The sequence below is a fragment of the Empedobacter sp. UBA6305 genome, assembly GCF_002440405.1.
GTDB classification, from domain to species: Bacteria; Bacteroidota; Bacteroidia; order Flavobacteriales; family Weeksellaceae; genus Empedobacter; species Empedobacter falsenii_B.
Genome location: NZ_DJTP01000050.1, coordinates 89,193 through 107,014 on the forward strand (window position 1 = coordinate 89,193; position 17,822 = coordinate 107,014).

General features: G+C 31.6%; 16 protein-coding genes, 1 tRNA gene and 1 pseudogene. 11 read left to right on the forward strand and 7 right to left on the reverse strand.

Translation table 11 applies throughout. From position 1 onward, the window contains the following. Positions 1 to 57 precede the first annotated feature (57 nt). The 3 genes and pseudogenes from B3M86_RS13340 to B3M86_RS13350 form a co-directional block, all read right to left on the reverse strand. Positions 58 to 699, reverse strand: a complete 642-nt coding sequence (locus tag B3M86_RS13340; protein ID WP_125349470.1) for a DUF6266 family protein — start codon at positions 697 to 699, stop codon at positions 58 to 60. A gap of 461 nt (positions 700 to 1,160) precedes the next feature. Next, positions 1,161 to 2,210, reverse strand: a complete 1,050-nt coding sequence (locus B3M86_RS13345) for a phytase (RefSeq protein WP_291048446.1) — start codon at positions 2,208 to 2,210, stop codon at positions 1,161 to 1,163. A 6-nt stretch (positions 2,211 to 2,216) separates the two neighbouring features. Beyond that, positions 2,217 to 5,015, reverse strand: a pseudogene (locus tag B3M86_RS13350) (TonB-dependent receptor). Between the two features lie 182 nt (positions 5,016 to 5,197). On the opposite strand from B3M86_RS13350, the gene B3M86_RS13355 reads away from it, so the two are divergent. After that, entirely contained in the window at positions 5,198 to 6,727 is a 1,530-nt protein-coding gene (locus B3M86_RS13355) for a SulP family inorganic anion transporter (protein ID WP_115000408.1), read from the forward strand. A gap of 30 nt (positions 6,728 to 6,757) precedes the next feature. On the opposite strand, the gene B3M86_RS13360 is transcribed toward B3M86_RS13355, so the two are convergent. Then, a complete protein-coding gene (locus B3M86_RS13360) occupies positions 6,758 to 7,249 on the reverse strand; it encodes a DinB family protein (protein ID WP_291076041.1) in 492 nt (163 codons plus the stop codon). A 218-nt stretch (positions 7,250 to 7,467) separates the two neighbouring features. Here B3M86_RS13360 and B3M86_RS13365 point away from each other — a divergent pair, with 218 nt between their 5' ends. From B3M86_RS13365 to B3M86_RS13385, 5 genes are all read left to right on the forward strand, one after another. Next, a complete protein-coding gene (locus B3M86_RS13365; protein WP_291076039.1) occupies positions 7,468 to 9,108 on the forward strand; it encodes an AMP-binding protein in 1,641 nt (546 codons plus the stop codon). A gap of 97 nt (positions 9,109 to 9,205) precedes the next feature. Then, positions 9,206 to 10,375, forward strand: coding sequence for a sigma-54-dependent transcriptional regulator (locus tag B3M86_RS13370; RefSeq protein ID WP_280061530.1), 1,170 nt, complete (start codon positions 9,206 to 9,208; stop codon positions 10,373 to 10,375). Positions 10,376 to 10,385: 10 nt separating this feature from the next. After that, the gene (locus tag B3M86_RS13375; RefSeq protein ID WP_280048904.1) at positions 10,386 to 10,814 is read left to right on the forward strand and encodes a hypothetical protein; all 429 of its coding nucleotides are present in this window, start codon (positions 10,386 to 10,388) and stop codon (positions 10,812 to 10,814) included. After that, the gene (locus tag B3M86_RS13380) at positions 10,811 to 11,329 is read left to right on the forward strand and encodes a hypothetical protein (protein ID WP_291076036.1); all 519 of its coding nucleotides are present in this window, start codon (positions 10,811 to 10,813) and stop codon (positions 11,327 to 11,329) included. Before B3M86_RS13375 ends, B3M86_RS13380 begins: the two co-directional genes overlap by 4 nt. 51 nt (positions 11,330 to 11,380) lie before the next feature. Continuing rightward, on the forward strand, positions 11,381 to 11,839 hold the full coding sequence (locus tag B3M86_RS13385; RefSeq protein WP_286476923.1) for a GNAT family N-acetyltransferase: 459 nt from the start codon (positions 11,381 to 11,383) through the stop codon (positions 11,837 to 11,839). On the opposite strand, the gene B3M86_RS13390 is transcribed toward B3M86_RS13385, so the two are convergent. Then, positions 11,840 to 12,295, reverse strand: coding sequence for a DUF420 domain-containing protein (locus B3M86_RS13390; RefSeq protein ID WP_084106812.1), 456 nt, complete (start codon positions 12,293 to 12,295; stop codon positions 11,840 to 11,842). Between the two features lie 132 nt (positions 12,296 to 12,427). Between B3M86_RS13390 and B3M86_RS13395 the strand changes: the two genes are divergently transcribed. Continuing rightward, positions 12,428 to 13,480: a sensor histidine kinase gene (locus tag B3M86_RS13395; RefSeq protein WP_038330528.1), complete on the forward strand. Its 1,053-nt coding sequence runs from the start codon at positions 12,428 to 12,430 to the stop codon at positions 13,478 to 13,480. Beyond that, complete coding sequence (locus B3M86_RS13400) at positions 13,477 to 14,172, forward strand: LytR/AlgR family response regulator transcription factor (protein WP_038330530.1); 696 nt, start codon at positions 13,477 to 13,479, stop codon at positions 14,170 to 14,172. The genes B3M86_RS13395 and B3M86_RS13400 overlap by 4 nt, the downstream gene beginning before the upstream one ends. Positions 14,173 to 14,214: 42 nt before the next feature. On the opposite strand, the gene B3M86_RS13405 is transcribed toward B3M86_RS13400, so the two are convergent. Beyond that, a complete protein-coding gene (locus B3M86_RS13405; protein ID WP_280045571.1) occupies positions 14,215 to 15,264 on the reverse strand; it encodes a nucleoid-associated protein in 1,050 nt (349 codons plus the stop codon). 231 nt (positions 15,265 to 15,495) lie between these two features. On the opposite strand from B3M86_RS13405, the gene B3M86_RS13410 reads away from it, so the two are divergent. Beyond that, positions 15,496 to 16,365, forward strand: a complete 870-nt coding sequence (locus B3M86_RS13410; protein ID WP_147279988.1) for a DUF6515 family protein — start codon at positions 15,496 to 15,498, stop codon at positions 16,363 to 16,365. 60 nt (positions 16,366 to 16,425) lie between these two features. On the opposite strand, the gene B3M86_RS13415 is transcribed toward B3M86_RS13410, so the two are convergent. Continuing rightward, positions 16,426 to 16,499 (reverse strand) — tRNA-Met (locus B3M86_RS13415). 116 nt (positions 16,500 to 16,615) lie between these two features. On the opposite strand from B3M86_RS13415, the gene B3M86_RS13420 reads away from it, so the two are divergent. Both B3M86_RS13420 and B3M86_RS13425 read left to right on the forward strand, forming a co-directional pair. Beyond that, the gene (locus tag B3M86_RS13420; RefSeq protein ID WP_038330532.1) at positions 16,616 to 16,999 is read left to right on the forward strand and encodes an START-like domain-containing protein; all 384 of its coding nucleotides are present in this window, start codon (positions 16,616 to 16,618) and stop codon (positions 16,997 to 16,999) included. Positions 17,000 to 17,010: 11 nt separating this feature from the next. Next, positions 17,011 to 17,820 carry an aminotransferase class IV gene (locus B3M86_RS13425; RefSeq protein WP_291076028.1) on the forward strand — a complete coding sequence of 270 codons (810 nt, stop codon included), beginning with the start codon at positions 17,011 to 17,013 and terminating at the stop codon, positions 17,818 to 17,820. Positions 17,821 to 17,822: the final 2 nt, after the last annotated feature.

Sequence of the window (17,822 nt, forward strand, 5' to 3'; positions counted from 1 at the left end):
CTTTAATATTCCTAAGGCTAAATATGATTAGATTATTTTAGCCTTAGGAATATGTTTTTAAGTACTAATGGCACCTAAATAAACTGAGTTTGACACTTGGTCTTCTGTTTGTGAACGGAAGGCAATCCAAAAGTGTAGGGTTTTACCTATTTGAAAGTTGGATAGGCTTAAAGTGTAAGTTTCGTTCATTCGTTCTGTTGCATTTTCAATAAAAAATGTATTGTTTTCGTTTTCTACTGCTACTAATATTTGCAACATATCTGTAGCTGTGTCTGATGTGGGTGAAGCATTGTTCTGCCAGTTTATCTCGACCATTGCGGCTGATACTAAAGTAATAGATAATGGAATGGCGGCTAATAATGCACCTTTGGAGAAACAAATATTTTGGTAATTTGGTGTTATAGTGGCTGTTGAATAGTCTATTACAAGGTTTGTTGTGATGTTGGTAAACGCTTGATTGTAAGAAGATCGCATGCCTGTACGATAACCATAGTGTTTGCAAGCATAGGCTCTGTATGAGGTCATAAAGTCTATGGCAAGTTTCATTCTTTGCTGAACGAGTAATTGTTTTTCTGATGGTGCTTTGGTTCTTTTTTTAGGTCTGATTCTTGAAATCTCGTGACCATTTACATTTGCTACAACTATACGCCCTGTGCGTCCTGAAGAGCCTGCTAAAAGTGAATCATAAATTTTTCCCATTGTTTTATTTTTTTAGGGGTTATTATGCTAAAGTTCAGCAATATATATTGACAAAAATTCTATTTTCTTAAAATTTCTCTAATTGTCAGGTTTTTTCCTTATTTTTCTTTCTTTTTCCTTGGTTATCTGTTTTTGTCTTTTCTATTAATTGATTATCAATTGATTATAAGTTATGTACTGTTTTTATGTGTTTGTTTTTTCGATGATTCTTCGATAGTTCTTCGATGGTTTTATATCTATTCTATATTTGTTCTTCGATGTTTGTTCGATGTTTGTTCGATGAAGTTGAGTAGAAGTTTTTATGTAGAAAATATGTAGAAAATTTTCATAAAGTTTGTTTTGATTGGCTTTGTTTACAAAAAAATATAAGTGCAAATGATGTTATATTGACAAAAAAGGTGCTGCTATATAACTAAAAAATCCGAGCTATGAGCTCGGATTTTTTATGTGTGAATGTATAATTATTTTGCTTGTTTATCAATTTCGTTTTGAATTATTTGCCAATCATAGATTTGGAATGTTTTTCCATTGCTCATAGCAACAAAGAAACCTTTTGGGAATTTAGTTCCAAAATTGAAGTTTATAGCATCAGCTCCGTCACATTCGATAGTAGAAACTGGGATTTTAGCAATCAATTTGTGTTCATTCGGATTTGAAGCTTCACCTTGTCGTTTGTATACATTAAAATAATTTGCTTGTTGATCCGAAATTAAGATATAGCCATCTGTTGCATTGGTTTTATAAATTGCAATTCCTTCGTGGTCGCGTTTAAAATCTTTTTGCCCAAAAAATGCAATTTCTTCGTTTCCTTTTTCTGGATCAGCATAATATTTTCTAATTCCTGCTGTTTCGTCAGCATAATAAATAAAGCCTAATTCTTCGTCAACTGCAATGGCTTCAATCTCTTTATTACCCGAATAATTTCCAAATTTGCGTACTAAAGTTGCTTCTATTTTTCCGTTCTTGTTTTCTAATGCATATTGATGTAGGTATTCGCCACTTACACCATCTTTACGACCAACGATTGCATAAAACTTGTTGTTTTTGCTTTTGTAGAGCGCAATTCCCATTGGGTCTCGTAATGTTTCGTCTTTGAAAACTTCGACTCCGCCATTGTCAATCAATTTAAAATCTGGAAGCGAAACAATTCTAATTTTATTGTTTGCACGTTCGGTAAGTACTGCAATGTCTACGTTTTTTCCATTCAGAGGAAAACCGTACATAACATCTACATTATTTGGACGATTAAGTGGAACGATTTGGTTTACGATTTTACCATTCAAATCATAGGCATATAAACCGCCCGTTTCTTCTTGTTTATCTGTTCCAATAATAAGTGATTTTTCAGGATTCTGATAATTGATCCAAATTGCAGGATCATCAGTGTCATTTGGTGTTTGCTCTGTTGTAACAGTTGGTTTTACTGCATTTGTAGGAACTGGAGCCAGTTTAGAGGATTCACAAGAAAATAGAATAGTGAATAGTGATAATGTGATGAATATTTTTTTCATAATTGTTTAGAAATCAAACTTTAGACCTAAAGTAAAACGTGGTTGATAATATTCGAGTTGCATTGTTTGACTCGAAACTCCTTGGTAGTAACGTAAAGGTTGATTTGTTAAATTGTTTGCTTCTGCAAAAATTCGTAATTGCTTCGAGAATTTATACGACGCATTTGCATCTAAAAATAATTGTTTGTCATAGTAACTATCCTCGAAAGCATTTCCTCCAATTTCGTCTAAATAAGCGGCTGTATAATTAACCGAAATACGTGCAGAGAACTTTTTGTTCTCGAATGCTAACGAACCATTGAACATGTGTGGAGCTGTTTTAGGTAAATCAAGATCTTCTCTCAAATCACCATCTTCATTGGTAATTCCTTTGGCTTTCGAATCGGTGTATGTATAGTTAAGATAAATTCCCAAATGTTTGAAAAATTCGCCTGGAATAAAATCTAATTGACGCTGAAATGCAACCTCAAACCCAAAAACATTCACGTGATCTCAATTTCTAGCTTGTGTCATTTTCCAATTTTCTCCAGCAGGAACTGGGTTTGCTATGTCAGGAAAAAGCGTTTGGAAATCATTTGTTGTAAATGTATTGTTTTTGTAGGTATAGATGAAATCGTTTAATTTTTTGTAGAAAAATCCTCCCGAAACAATTCCGATATTTTCGAAATAGTTTTCAACCATCAAATCATAATTCATGGCATAGGTCGCTTTCAGATTTGGGTTACCTGCAAAAAGCTCTGCATCTTCTTTCAAAACACTTACAAAAGGCGCTAAACTGTAATAATTTGGTCGTGCAATACTTGTTGTGAAAGCTGCTCTCAGAATAAAATCATTTGTAAATTTATGTTTCAAAGAAAGACTTGGTAAAACATTGGTATAATCGTTTTTGTGCTTGATTTCTCCAATTAAATCTTCTTCATCTTGTACATAATTCCCTGTATAATCTATCGAAGTATTTTCGATACGAACACCAACTATTAAAGATGTTTTAGATGATAAATCTTGATCCCAACGAATATATCCTGCCGAAATATATTCTTTCGCTTTATATTTAGAGGCTAGATATTTAGAAGGCTCTAAGTTAGATTTGAATAGATTTGTATTGTTTAAATCTAAATTTCCTAATTGATGATTTGAATAGAAATATCCAGCTTGATATTTTTTACCAGCATTGAAACGATTGCTTGACCAATTTACAGGATTTTGAGTACTCAAATTTCCCATTTCATCTATGCTTTCGTATGAATAGAAAATATTTTCGCGCACTTTGTCTTTCAATCGAAGGCGACCACCAAAACGTAAACGTCCTTTCTGATTTGGGATAACACTTAAGGGAACTCTGAAATTAAGCTTTGCACCAAATTCTGTTTCATCTGTATAATTGTGCTGTTCTGATAACGAACTAACTTTGAATTTGGTCAAATCTTCTGCAGAAGTTGTTGTTACATTTGGATATTTTGCATCAGATAAATCTTCATTAAACGTAACACCTTTTGCACGATAATCAATGTAGCGCTCATTTGGTCTGTCTTCGCTCGCTTTTGAGTAAGAAACAGCCCAATCCATATCGATTTTTGGTGATAATAAATGCTCTCCTCGTAACGAAACATTGTAAACACGTTGATCTTCTAAACGCGTATTTTTATTGCGGTTATTATCAATTCCACCTTTTGTTTGGCGACGTATATTTCCTTTGTAAGTTCCTGTTTTTTCATCAAATTCTAAATCGCGATAAGTTACTCTATAACGATTTTCTCGGTCGTCACGCCAATTGTAAATAGCAGAAAGATCAATTCTATTGTTTTCATTAAACTTATAATCTGCCGAAAAAGACGCACTTCTTCTTACGCGTTGAATGTCATATTTACGAATCTGAAATTGTGACAAATAGGTTTTATTTTCATCTTTGTCCCAAACTGCTTCGATATTATCCGAACCAAAATTTTGAACCTGATAACTTCCTGAAACAACCACACCTAATTTCTTGTCAAAGAATCTATTTCCATATAAAAAAGCTGAATTGTACAAGCCTTTTTCGCGAATTGGTGCATAACCACCAGAAGCCGTTATAGAAATACGCTCTTTGTTTGGAACAGCACGCGTAATCAAATTTACAGCTCCACCAATTGCGTCTGCATCCATATCTGGTGTCAAAGTTTTGTTCACTTCGATAGATGAAATCATTTCCGCAGGAATCAAATCCATTTGTACATTTCGGTTATCACCTTCGGCAGATGGAATACGATCTCCATTTAACATGACCGAATTTAATTCAGGCGATAAACCTCTAATGATAATGTTTCTGGCTTCACCTTGATCGTTTTGCATTGTAACTCCAGTCACACGTTTTAACGCATCTCCGATGTTAGAATCTGGAAAACGACCAACTTGATCTGAAGAAATAATATTGGTAATATTTCCGTTATTTTTTTGTTGATTCAATGCTTTTGCTTGCCCTTTTAAATAATCTCCAACTATAACAACTTCATTTAGTTCATTGTAACCTGCGTTTAGAGAAAAATCAATAACGGCTGTTTTATTTTCGGTAACTTCTATTTGTTTTGAAATGGTTTCGTATCCCAAATAATCAATATAAATGGTATAAATACCAGGCGTAAGATTTAGAAATTGATAATTACCATTTTGGTCAGATACAGTATATTTATTGGAATTCTCGATGCGAATTGTAGCTCCTGGTAACGAAAATTGATCGTTAGAATCTATAACTTTTCCTGAGATAACGCCGCTTTGAGCCAAAACGAATGGACCTAGAATGAATAAGGAGAGTTTTAAAAGATGTTTCATTAGAAATTAAATTTCGTCAAAAATACACTTGCTATATATCTTAATTGTTAAATATTTATTAAGAAATATTTAACAATTATAAAATTACTTCAATGATTAGTATGTAATTTGATATTTAATCTAGCTTTTTACTAATTTTAGATGCGTAGTAATTGTTACTTTTGCATGAAATAAAACTTCTGATGTCGATTGCTGAATATTTAAAATTCAATCAAAAAATAAATTATAAAAACGAAATATTAGCCGGCTTAACTGTTGCTATGACAATGATTCCTGAATCGCTTTCGTTTGCAATTTTAGCTGGTTTATCACCTTTAATAGGTTTATATGGTGCATTTATCATGGGAATTGTAACGGCGGTTTTTGGAGGAAGACCAGCGATGGTTGCGGGTGGAGCAGGTGCTACCGTTATCACTTTAATCGCGTTGAATGCTACGTATGGTGAGCAATATATTTTTGCTGCGGTTGCTTTAGCAGGAGTTTTCCAGATAGTAGTTGGTGTTTTCAAATTAGGAAGATTTGTTCGTTTAATTCCTCAACCTGTTATGTATGGCTTTCTAAATGGTTTGGCGGTTGTTATTTTTATGTCACAAATAGAACAATTCAAATCAACTACGAATGGAATAACGAGTTGGTTGAGTGGTACACCTTTTTATACGATGGCTGGATTGACGCTAATTACAGTTCTGATAGTTTATTTCTTTCCGAAATTAACGAAAATTATTCCAGCTTCTTTGGTTGCAATTCTTGTGACTTTTCTATTGGTAATCGGATTTCATATTGATACAAAGACTGTTGGTGATATTGCGAGTATCAAAGGAGAACTGCCAAGTTTTCATATTCCGAGTGTTCCGTTTACGTTAGAAACCTTGAAAATTATTTTGCCTTATTCGATTATTATGGGTTCGGTTGGGTTAATTGAAACTTTGCTAACGCTTACTTTGGTGGATGAGGTGACTGAAACGAAAGGTTCGTCGAATAAAGAATGTTTGGCGCAAGGTGCTGCAAATATTACAAATGGTTTTTTCGGTGGAATGGGAGGTTGTGCAATGATTGCTCAGACATTTGTTAATTTAGATGCAGGTTCTCGTTCGAGATTAGGACCAGCAATTGGTGCAATTACAATCTTGATTATTATTCTAATTGGTGCTCCAGTGATTGAGAAAATTCCAATGGCAGCACTTGTTGGTGTAATGATGATGGTTGCGATTTCGACTTTTAAATGGGGATTTTTTAAATTAATAACAAAAATGCCAAAATCGGATGTGTTTGTAAGTATTTTGGTGGCGATTATCACGATTGTGTTACATAACCTTGCTTTGGCTGTTTTTGTAGGTGTTATCGTTTCGGCTTTGGTTTTTGCTTGGGATAATGCTAAACGTATTCGAGCACGTAAATTTGTTGATGAAAATGGACGAAAAATATATGAGATTTATGGACCACTTTTCTTTGGTTCGACTTCTACTTTTTTAGAGAAATTTGAAATTAATTCTGATCCAAGAATAATTGTTATAGATTTGAAAGAGAGTAGAATAGTTGATATGAGTGCAATTGAATCTTTACATATTATTACATCTAAATATGCACAACAAGATAAAATTGTAATTTTGCGACATTTGAGTAAAGATTCTATTCGATTATTAGAAAATGCAAAAAGCGTTATTGAGGTAAATATCGAAGAAGATCCAACTTATAATGTGATGCCGAAATAAAAAAGTCAGCTTTTTAGAAGCTGACTTTTTTTATAAATATCGTTCATTAATTACATTCATATGATGGATGGAATGACCAGCCATTACATAACCGATTTTCTCAACAGAATACTCTCGATTACCAACTTTTCCTATTTTGTTTAAAGTTTGATCATTAAAAGATTCAAACTGAAAGTAAGTTGCTTTCATCAAATTAGTCCATTCTTTTATCAATTCTTCAGGCTTTCTTTCATTTGCATTCGAAGTCAATACATAGGCATTTTCATCAAAGAAACTCAACGTTTGCGAATCTTCTCTCGCAATATGTTGCGCACGATAAGAAAAAATACGTTCACAATCTATACAATGTTGTATCATTTCTTTGATAGTCCATTTTCCTTCTGCATACGCATAATCCCATTTATCTAATTCTGTTACAATTATTAATGTTTTCTTGATATCAGCAATACGTGTCTGTAAAGCATCTACAACTTCTATTCCATCGTAAATAGAAGTATAATTGTCGTGGTTTATTGTATTCATTTTTCAGTAATTTTTTACAATTTAAGGATAATTTGATGGAGTTATTTTAAGTATTTGTTAAAAATAAACCTTCATTTTTTTGAATTTATTTCCGATTTTAATAAAAAAATACGATTCTTTTAGAAATTTAGAATCTTGTATCTGATAAATTTATTTTCCTGAAAATCGTTGTTAAGTTTGAGTTGGAAAGTAATTTTAAAAACATAGAATATAAGCACATGATTTCTAACTTATCATACTCAAGTGGGGCATCACAATATCCTCTTTTAGGAGAAACGATTGGCGAAAATTTACGAAATACAGTTGCAAAATATCCGCAGCAAGAGGCTTTGGTTTGCGTTGATCAAAATTATAGAGCGACGTACACAGAGTTTTATTCACAAACTGAACAAATTTCAAAATCATTGATTGCTATTGGTCTGCAAAAAGGTGATCGCGTAGGTATTTGGGCACCAAATCGTGCAGAATGGACGTTGTTACAATATGCAACGGCTCGTGTGGGAATGATTTTGGTTAATTTGAATCCTGCTTATCGCGAAAATGAACTCGAATTTGTATTAAATCAAGCTGAAATTTCTGCTGTTTTTGCTGCTTTAAGTTTCAAAACAAGTGAATATAAAGTGATGTTGAACAATGTAAAAGACAATGCGAAATCACTAAAACATATTATCATTTTTGAAGAAAATTGGGATAATTTCTTGATCGAAGGAGAAGAAATTTCGACTTCAGAAGTTCATCAAATAGAGCAAGCTGTTCAGTTTGATGACGCTGTAAATATTCAGTATACTTCGGGAACAACTGGCTTTCCAAAAGGAGTAACGTTAACGCATCATAATTTATTGAACAATGGATTTTTTATCGGTGTTCGATTAAATTATACACATCGTGATCGTGTTTGTATTCCTGTTCCGTTTTATCATTGTTTTGGAATGGTGATCGGCAATATGGCGTGTACTTCTCATGGCGCTTGTATGGTGATTCCTTCGGATAGTTTTGATCCTGCAAAGACTTTAAATGCAGTCGAAATGGAAAAATGTACATCGCTATATGGAGTTCCGACTATGTTTATTGCGGAATTAGAATTACCAAATTTTGATCGTTTTGATTTAACATCTTTGAGAACAGGTGTAATGGCTGGATCGCCTTGTCCGATTGAAATCATGAAGAAAGTGCAAGCTAAAATGAATATGAAAGAAGTTTCAATTTGTTATGGAATGACAGAAACTTCGCCAGTTTCTACACAAACCATTATCGGAACGCCTTTAGAAAAGCAAGTTTCGACGGTTGGAACGGTTCAAGACCATTTAGAAATTAAGATTATTGATCCGCAAACAGGAGATATTTTACCTCGCGGAATTGCTGGTGAATTTTGTACAAGAGGTTATTCGGTCATGCAAAAATATTGGAACAATCCAGAAGCAACTGCGCAAGTTATTGACGAAAATAATTGGTTGCATACTGGTGATTTAGCGACAATGGATGTAGATGGATACATCAACATTACGGGACGCATTAAAGATATTATCATTAGAGGAGGAGAAAATATTTCACCAAAAGAGATTGAAGATTTTTTGTACGAACATGAATCAATTTCTGATGTTCAAATTATTGGTGTTCCAAGTATCAAATACGGAGAAGAGGTAATGGCTTGGGTGAAAGTGAAAGATGGAATTACTGTAACCGAAGACGAATTGAAGGCTTATTGTTTATCCATCGCTCATTTCAAACGTCCTAAATATTGGAAATTTGTACAAGAATTTCCAATGACCATTTCAGGAAAAATTCGAAAAATAGAAATGAGAGAAGTTTCTATAAAAGAATTAGGTTTAGAAAATGCACGAAAAGTGAAAACATCTTAAAAAAAGTATTAAAATCTATATCAAAAGTAGACTCAAAAATAATAATTTCAATTATCTTTGAGTCTATTTTAATTTATAAAAATAAACGATCTAAACGATGTCAAATATCTTATTAATCGAAGATGAACAGGCAATCCGCAACGTTTTGAAAAGCATTTTAATGGACGAAAATCCTAAATGGAATGTGGATGAAGCTGAAAACGGAGCTGTTGGGCTTGAAAAAATAAAAGAAAAAGAATACGACTTAATTATAAGTGATATAAAAATGCCATTGAAAGATGGAATGGAGGTTTTGTCAGAAGCGATGGAATATAATCCAGACCTAACAATGGTGATGATTACGGGGCACGGAGATGTTGATTTGGCTGTTGATGCAATCAAAAAAGGTGCGTACGATTTTATTCCAAAACCTCCAGATCTTAATAAATTATTGACGACTGTTCGCAATGCTTTAGACCGTAAATCGTTGATGTCTTCAAATAAAGAATTGAAGAAAGAAAATAAAGCATTAAAGAAAAAAGTTGCGAAGAAATACGAAATGATTGGTGATGCTCCTGCAATTGCAGAAGTGAAACAAATCATTGATAAAGTGGCTGCTACAGACGCTCGCGTATTGATTCTTGGTCCAAATGGAACTGGAAAAGAGTTGGTTGCACATCATTTACACGAAAAAAGTGATCGTAATGTAAAACCTTTGGTTGAAGTGAATTGTGCGGCAATTCCTGCTGAATTAATTGAAAGTGAGTTATTTGGTCACGTAAAAGGTTCGTTTACAGGAGCTGTTAAAGACAAGCAAGGTAAGTTTGAATTGGCAAATGAAGGAACAATTTTCTTAGATGAAATAGGGGATATGAGTCTTTCTGCTCAAGCAAAAGTTTTGCGCGCGCTACAAGAAGGAAAAGTTTCTCCAGTTGGTTCTGAGAAAGAAATTAATGTGAATGTTCGTGTGATTGCGGCAACAAATAAAGACTTACGAAAAGAGATTGAAGAAGGTCGTTTTCGCGAGGATTTATACCATCGTTTGGCGGTAATTATTATTAATGTTCCTGCGCTTAATGATCGTAAAGATGACATTCCTTTGTTGGTAGAACATTTTGTAAAAGATACAACAAGTCAAAAATCTTTTGATAATTCGGCTTATGATGCGCTGAAAGAATTGGATTGGACAGGTAATATTCGTGAGTTGAGAAATGTTGTTGAACGTTTATTGATTTTGGGTGATAATCCAATTTCTAGAAAAGACGTTGAGCAATTCGTGAAAAAATAATTCATCTCAGATGAAAAAAATTGTCTTTCTTCTATTTATCAGCCAATTCTTTTTATTTTCATGTAAAAAGGATAATGTAGAAGTTGATAAAAGTTCGGATGGTTTGTCGCATGAAGATGTATTGTCTTTAGAGAAAAATTCTGTTTTTACGAGCGAAACGCTTATTTACAAAGGAGTTTTTGAAGGAAAATATTTTGGAGATAAAATCGTTCTGAAATTAGCAGATGACAAATTTACTGCTGAGTACAAAGGTCAATCTTATGATGGAGAATTGTTCAAAAAAGACGATGGATCGTTGATGGAAATCGATTCAAAAAAGAAAAAATTACCTTTTCAATTTTTACGTTGGTCAGACAATTCGGAGATTATGATTCTCAATGAAGATGGAATGGCTGATGATAATGGTGAAAATTATTTAACAAGAATTTCAGATAAATGAAAATAAAATTTACGTGGATTTTAAGTCTTATTGCAATTACTTTTTTAGTAAGTTGTAATTCTTCTTCAGCCAGTAAAAATGATGAATTAGGAAAACGTTTTTTCGAAAATTATTCATCTCGAAAAGATTATAAAAAAATGTTATCTTTTTACAACGATAGTTTGGTATATGAAAATGTGGCGCAATATTCAGGAGGTTCTACGGTAGATCCGCGTCATTTATTGAATGATATTATTCGTTGGAGTGATCAAACAATGCAATATGAAAACAATAAATTATTGAAAGTAAATGAATTATTTTCTAACGATTCGATGATTATTGCAAACGGAGAATTTTCGCCTTATACATACAATGGAATGAAATTTCCAGCAATGAAATTCACGACATATTTGTATTTAGATCAAAATTCTAAAATCAAAAAACAAGTCGATTGGTTCAATTATCCGATTGAGGATATTATAGAGTTGTATCAATTGCAACAAGGTCAAGACAAAATAAAATTAGATAAACAATAGTTTTAATAAATCCAGTTAGAGTTTTTTAACTGGATTTTTTTATTTTTAGATATGATAAGAATTGCCGTAGAAAATGATATTCCTGAATTGAAAAGAATGATGATAAAATTGTTACAACATCATCAAGAGTTTAATGCGTTGTATCAGATAGATTTGACTTACAAACATGATATTGATGATTTTTTCAAAGGAATTTTACAACAACAAAACATAAAAGTATTTGTAGACGAAATAGAAAATCAGTTGGCGGGATATATTATTTGTTCGAAACATCTTCGTCCGAAATATTTTGCTATTAAATCAAAAGGAAGAATAGATTCGTTGTATATTGATGCAAATTATCGCAATCAAAATATCGCTTCTAAATTAGTTAAAGAAGCGATAAATTTCTTGAACGATCAAGCCTATATTGAATTAGAATTTACAGCTGAAAATCAATCTGCAAAAGGCTTTTGGCTGAAAAAAGGTTTTGAGATTTTGAATCATCAATGTATTTTAAAATTGAATTAATTACAAGAAAAAAGCCATTGTACAAACCATCAAAGCTGTAATTCCTGTATAAAAAAGTCCGATAATTACAATATAACCCAACTTGCGATGAATCGTTGAAAATCTTCCAGGTAATTGTTTTTTCTTATTTTGATTTTTTGATTTGAAAATTGTAAAAGCCCAAACAATATACGTTAAAACAGCACCAATAATATGCGACCAAAGTGTGGTATGAAAAAATGTTGTCGCTAAATATGGACTCACTTTTACCAAACTACCAGAACCTCCAGAAAAACGAATTGTCAATTCCAAGAAAATAACGCCTGTAACACAAACATAAAATAAGTTTTTTTGAACTTTTATATGTTGCTCATATTTTCCTTGTTTTACTAATTTTACCGCATACAAAGCAATAAAAGGAGCAAATATTGATAAAATTAACATGCCGTAAACGACGATTTGACTAATTGACATCATGAAATAATTTTTATTCAAAAGTATTTGTCACAACGGAATTGGACAATTTTTTTAGACGAACTACAAATTTTTCACGACCAAATTAGTTCACTTTCCAAAAGCTTTTTCGTTACTTCGCTAAAAGTTTTGAAGATGCAAGATTTCGTAAAAAAATATCCTCTTATTTTCCATTTATTGGGATGGATCGGAATTGCATTTATCTTTTTCATCATTTTTCCGCTTACCTATCGCATTAATTTACCACTAGAACACTACGTTTATCATGCAATTTTACTTGTCTTTTTAATGATATTGTATTATTTGAATGTAGGTTTTTTATTGCCAAAAATTAGTTGGAGAAAAAACGGTGTTTTATACATTTTAACGTTAATAATTTTGACTATTTTTCTGATTCTTGTAATGAATCAAGTGGAAGAAATGTTGCAATTAAATCAAAAACTTCATCAAATATTACATCCAAATCAGCCAACAAATGCGAAGCAAAATTCATTTTTCATTTCGATTTATATTTCAATTTTTGCTTTAATTATTTTCGCGATTGGAATTTCATCTCATTTGATTAAAAATTGGAACAAAGAAGAAAAGAAAAAACTTTTGTTGAAAGAAGAAAAAACCAAAGCAGAATTAAGTGTTTTGAAAGCGCAAATTAATCCACATTTCTTTTTCAATACATTAAATACGATTCATTCGTTAACTTATTTTGAAGTTGAGAAGTCGAGAATTGCAATTCAGAAAATGGCTAAAATGATGCGTTTTGTGTTGAATGAAGAGCAAAATGATATAGTTTTGCTGAAAGATGAAATTAGTTTTATCGAGAATTATATTGATTTGATGCGTTTTCGGATTCCAGGAAATTTAACGTTAAAAGTTGAGATTTCTACTTCTGAAAATGAGTTAGAAATTGCACCAATGATATTGTTGACGTTTATAGAAAATGCTTTTCAATATGGAATTTCAACGACGAAAGATTGTGAAATTTGTTTGAAGATTAAAGTTGAAAATGGATTATTAATTTTAGAAACAACAAATGAAATCTTTGAAAATAAACGCGTTAATCGTTCTAAAAATATTGGAATTCAAAATACGATAAAACGTTTAGAAATTATGTATTCATCAAATTATGAATATGTAGTGAAGATAGAATCAAATGTTTACAATTGTTTACTAAAAATTAAGTTGAAATGAAATTAACCTGTATAGCGATTGATGATGAGCCTTTAGCGTTGAAATTATTAGAGAATTTTATTCATCATTCTGATGATTTAGAGTTGCTTGCGTGTTTTAATTCTTCTCAATCTGCCCAATTATTTCTTCTTGAAAATCAAGTTGATTGTATTTTTTTGGATATTGAAATGCCAGAGTTAAATGGAATTGATTTTGTAAAATCGTTGTCAGAAAATAATGTAAAAACGTCAATAGTTTTTGTGTCTGCTTATAGCAATTATGCAATAGAAGGTTTTAAAGTTTCGGCAACAGATTTTTTGCTTAAACCTTATAGTTTTGAAGATTTCGAAAGAACAGTTTCTAAAATAAAACATCAAAAAAATCTTGAAAATTTATTGAAACAAAACGATGATATTTTTATTAAAATTGATGCAAAACAAGTGAAAATAAAGCTTTCGTCTATTTTGTATATCGAAAGTATGAAAGATTATTTGAAAATATATTCTGAGGAAAAGGAGTTACCGTATATTCCGTTGATGACACTGAAAAAAATGAAAGAAAATTTACCAGAAAATTTCATTCAGATTAATCGTTCGCATATTGTCAATTTCAACAAAGTGACTTCTTTTGGGAAAAATCATTTAATAATAGGAAAGAAAGAGTTTAATTTATCAGAGAAATATAAATCTGATTTTGAGAAGTATATCAAATAAAAAAGCTCCAAAATTTTGGAGCTCGTAATTATTATTTAACTATTATTGTTCTGAGTTAAAGTAGACTTTATAATAATACATTTTCTTTTCTTCGTCAAAACCGCGTTCCAAATATTCTTCGGCTGCATCAGGATTTGTCAAATCTAATTTGATGTTAATCTTTGTATCTAATTTAATTTCACTTTTGATTTTCTTTGATTCTTTCATCAAAGTTGGAACCGAAACTTCAAAAGCTTCTACAAATTCAACACGATTATTTTCGCTGTAATCTTTCTTATATTCTTTGAATTCGTCAATAATTTCGAAAGGTTTCAACACTTGATCTTCAAAAATTTCATTTGTTACAACTTCATTCGAATTCAACACATTTATCGAATTTGAGATAAATTCTGCTTGTTGTTTTTTGTCAGTTTTATCCAAAAGAAAATCATTCGAGAAATCTGTAATCAACTCCATATATTTCTTCGTATGGTAATTGTTGTCCTTAATCAAATCAATTTCTAAGAAATTTTTCTTCCAATATTCTGACTCCACATTTTTATCATCGATAGAGTAGACGCGGAAACCTTCGTCGCGATAAGCATCAAGAATAAGACAGGCTTTGTCGATTCCTTCTAACTTATAACCTTTCCAAATGTTGTAATCTAAACCACGCGATTCGTCGAAACGCAAGAATTTTTTCTTATTCTCTAATTTATAAATTCCAATTCCACGACAAGGAATTCCGTCGAACATCATATTCTCGAAAAGCGCAATAAAAACTTCACCACTTTTGATCTGTGGATGCAATGATTTTTCGTATAAATGACTTAAAACTTCTTGCGAAAAATCGATAAAATCTGTTTCTTCATCAAACATTTGCTTGCATTGATTATACAAAACATTAAATTCTAACTTTTCTGTATAATGCGTGAAACGATTAATTTCGAGCGTTTTTTTGAACGGACTTAATAAGAAAGGAACCAATTGTTCTTCCTTAGATTCGTCGTATTCTAGTGTTTTATCGGCAAAAATGTTAGCTTCTTCTCGAACTTTATGTCCAACTTTTTGTAAACTAATAAAGGCGATGTAAGCATTTTTAACGTCAATCATTTTATATAATTTCTTAAAAACAAAAGTAATCAATTCACAAATCAATACAAACGATGTCAGGAATAAAAATATTTAACAAAATTGTCAAACAAAATTGTTAATGCAATTCCTTGAATTTGAATAGCTTATAAATTATTTTGATTATTATAACATTTTCTATGGTTTAAACTTATAATTATGGCACGGAAATAGTATTAGGAGAAATGTCTTAATTTATTAAAAAGTTGGATGATGAAAAAAATTAGATTTACACTTTTAGGAGTAGCTTTTACAGCCATGTTAGCTGTTGGTGTAAATGCTCAAGATAGAGGTCAAAGAGGTGGTGAGAGAAGTTCTTCTTCAAGAGAAGCAACTTCAAGAAGTCAAGGAAATGGACGCTCTGAAATGGCTAGAACAGAAAATAGAACTAGTCGTATTGAAGGAAATAGAACAGAAAGAATAGATCGCGGTAATTCTACGAATGAATCTTGGAAAAACTCTACAAATAGAACAGAACGTGAAACGAGTACACGTATAGATAGAAACAATACAGCGATTGTAAGTAGTAGACCAAGTTCTAACAAAGATTGGAATAATAGTAGAAATAACAGAGAAAATAGCCAAGGAAATCAAGGCAACAGATCTGAGAGTTTAAAAAACAGAGATTTCTACAACAATCCAGTTCGTATAAATTCTAGTTCATACAACAGAGGAAACCGACCAGTTTCTAATGTGAATGTAAGAAACTATAACAAGTATTCGTACAACAGTTATAATTTCTACGGAAACAACGGTATTTACTATCGTCCTTATAACAATGGATATGTGAGATATATGCCATACGTAGGATTTAGAATTAATATTTTACCAGTAGGTTATGTAACAATTAATATTGGTAATAGAAATCCATATTATTTCTACGAAGGAGTTTATTACAGCCCTAATAGAAATTATTATGAAGTAGTTCAAGCTCCTCTAGGTGCTATCGTATATGCTTTACCAGCAGGATATGAAAGAGTAGATTATGGAGGAGAATATCTGTACGAATTTGGAGGTGTTTTGTACCAAAAAATTTACAACAGAGGAACAAGAGCTTATCAAGTAGTAGGTTATTTAGATTAGTATAGGTTTTAGTAGTTAAGTAAAAGCCCAAACAGATCATCTGTTTGGGCTTTTCATTTGTAGCGAAGAGCAGAATCGAACTGCCGACCTCAGGGTTATGAATCCTGCGCTCTAACCATCTGAGCTACCTCGCCTAAATTTTAATTTTTGCAAAGGTAATTTTTTTTTTGATTTTATAACAAAACTTATTTTGATTTTCTTTGGTAGATACAATTCATTTTATATCTTGCGACTTCAATAAAATAGAATTATGCCAAAAAAGAAATATCAAGTAGAATTTTCAATCAAGTCTTCACCGTCTTTGCTATATAACTATATTTCAAACCCTTCAGGTTTATCAGAATGGTTTGCAGATAATGTAAATTCTCGTGGAGAAAAATATACTTTTATTTGGGATGGACACGAAGAATCTGCATTTTTGATGAAATCTAAGCAAGATGGATACGTGCGCTTTCAATGGGAATATGATGAAGATACAAAATATTTCTTCGAATTAACAATTGTAGAAGACGATTTAACGAACGATGTATCATTAGTTATTACAGATTTTGCTGATGAAGACGAAGTAGAAGAATCAAAACAATTGTGGGAAAGTCAAATTGAAGATCTTAAAAAAATCTTAGGATCTGTTTAAAATCTATTATTTTGAAAATTAACTTAGGTGGCGTTATCGTCGAAAAAGCAAATGCAGAAATAGGAATTCAGAACAGAGCTTTTCGTAATGGTGATGCTGTAAAAGAAATTTTACGATTTGTAAATGGTGAAATTATTGATTGGGAAGATCATTATTTCAATCTAATGGCTTCTATGCGCATTTACCGCATGAATATTCCGTTGGATTTTACACCAGAATTTTTTCAAGAACAAATCAATTTATTAGCAGAAGCAAATCAATCGAAATCAGGAAAAGTAGAATTTTTTGCTTTCAGAAATGATGAGGAAGATTATCTAAAAGCATCCATCAATTATTTGATTTCTATCGAAAATAGTGAAAATGATTGGGAGTTTTTACAAGCTGAAAACGAGATTGATGTGTACAAAGATTATGCAATCAATACTGCTTTTTATTCACTTGTGAATACGTATCGTCCAGAAGAAAATATTGCAGAAATCTATCGTTTAGAGAATGATTATGCTGATATTATTTTGCTAAATGCAAACAAAAAAATGGCACGTTCATTACGAGGAAATATTTTTGTGGTGAATGGAGAAACGATTCGTACACCGAAAAAAGAAGAAGGTGTTATTACAAGTGTTTTGAGAAATAATTTCATTACAAAAATTAATAAAGCCGAAGAATTTAAAGTAGAAGAAGTAGAAATTTTTCCATTCGAAATTCAGAAAGCAGAAGAAGTTTTTATTTTGATTGATGGAGTTGGAATTTTACCAATTACCAAAAATCGTAAAAAAGAATACACTTTAAATAAAACAAAATCGATTTTTAAGTATTTATAATT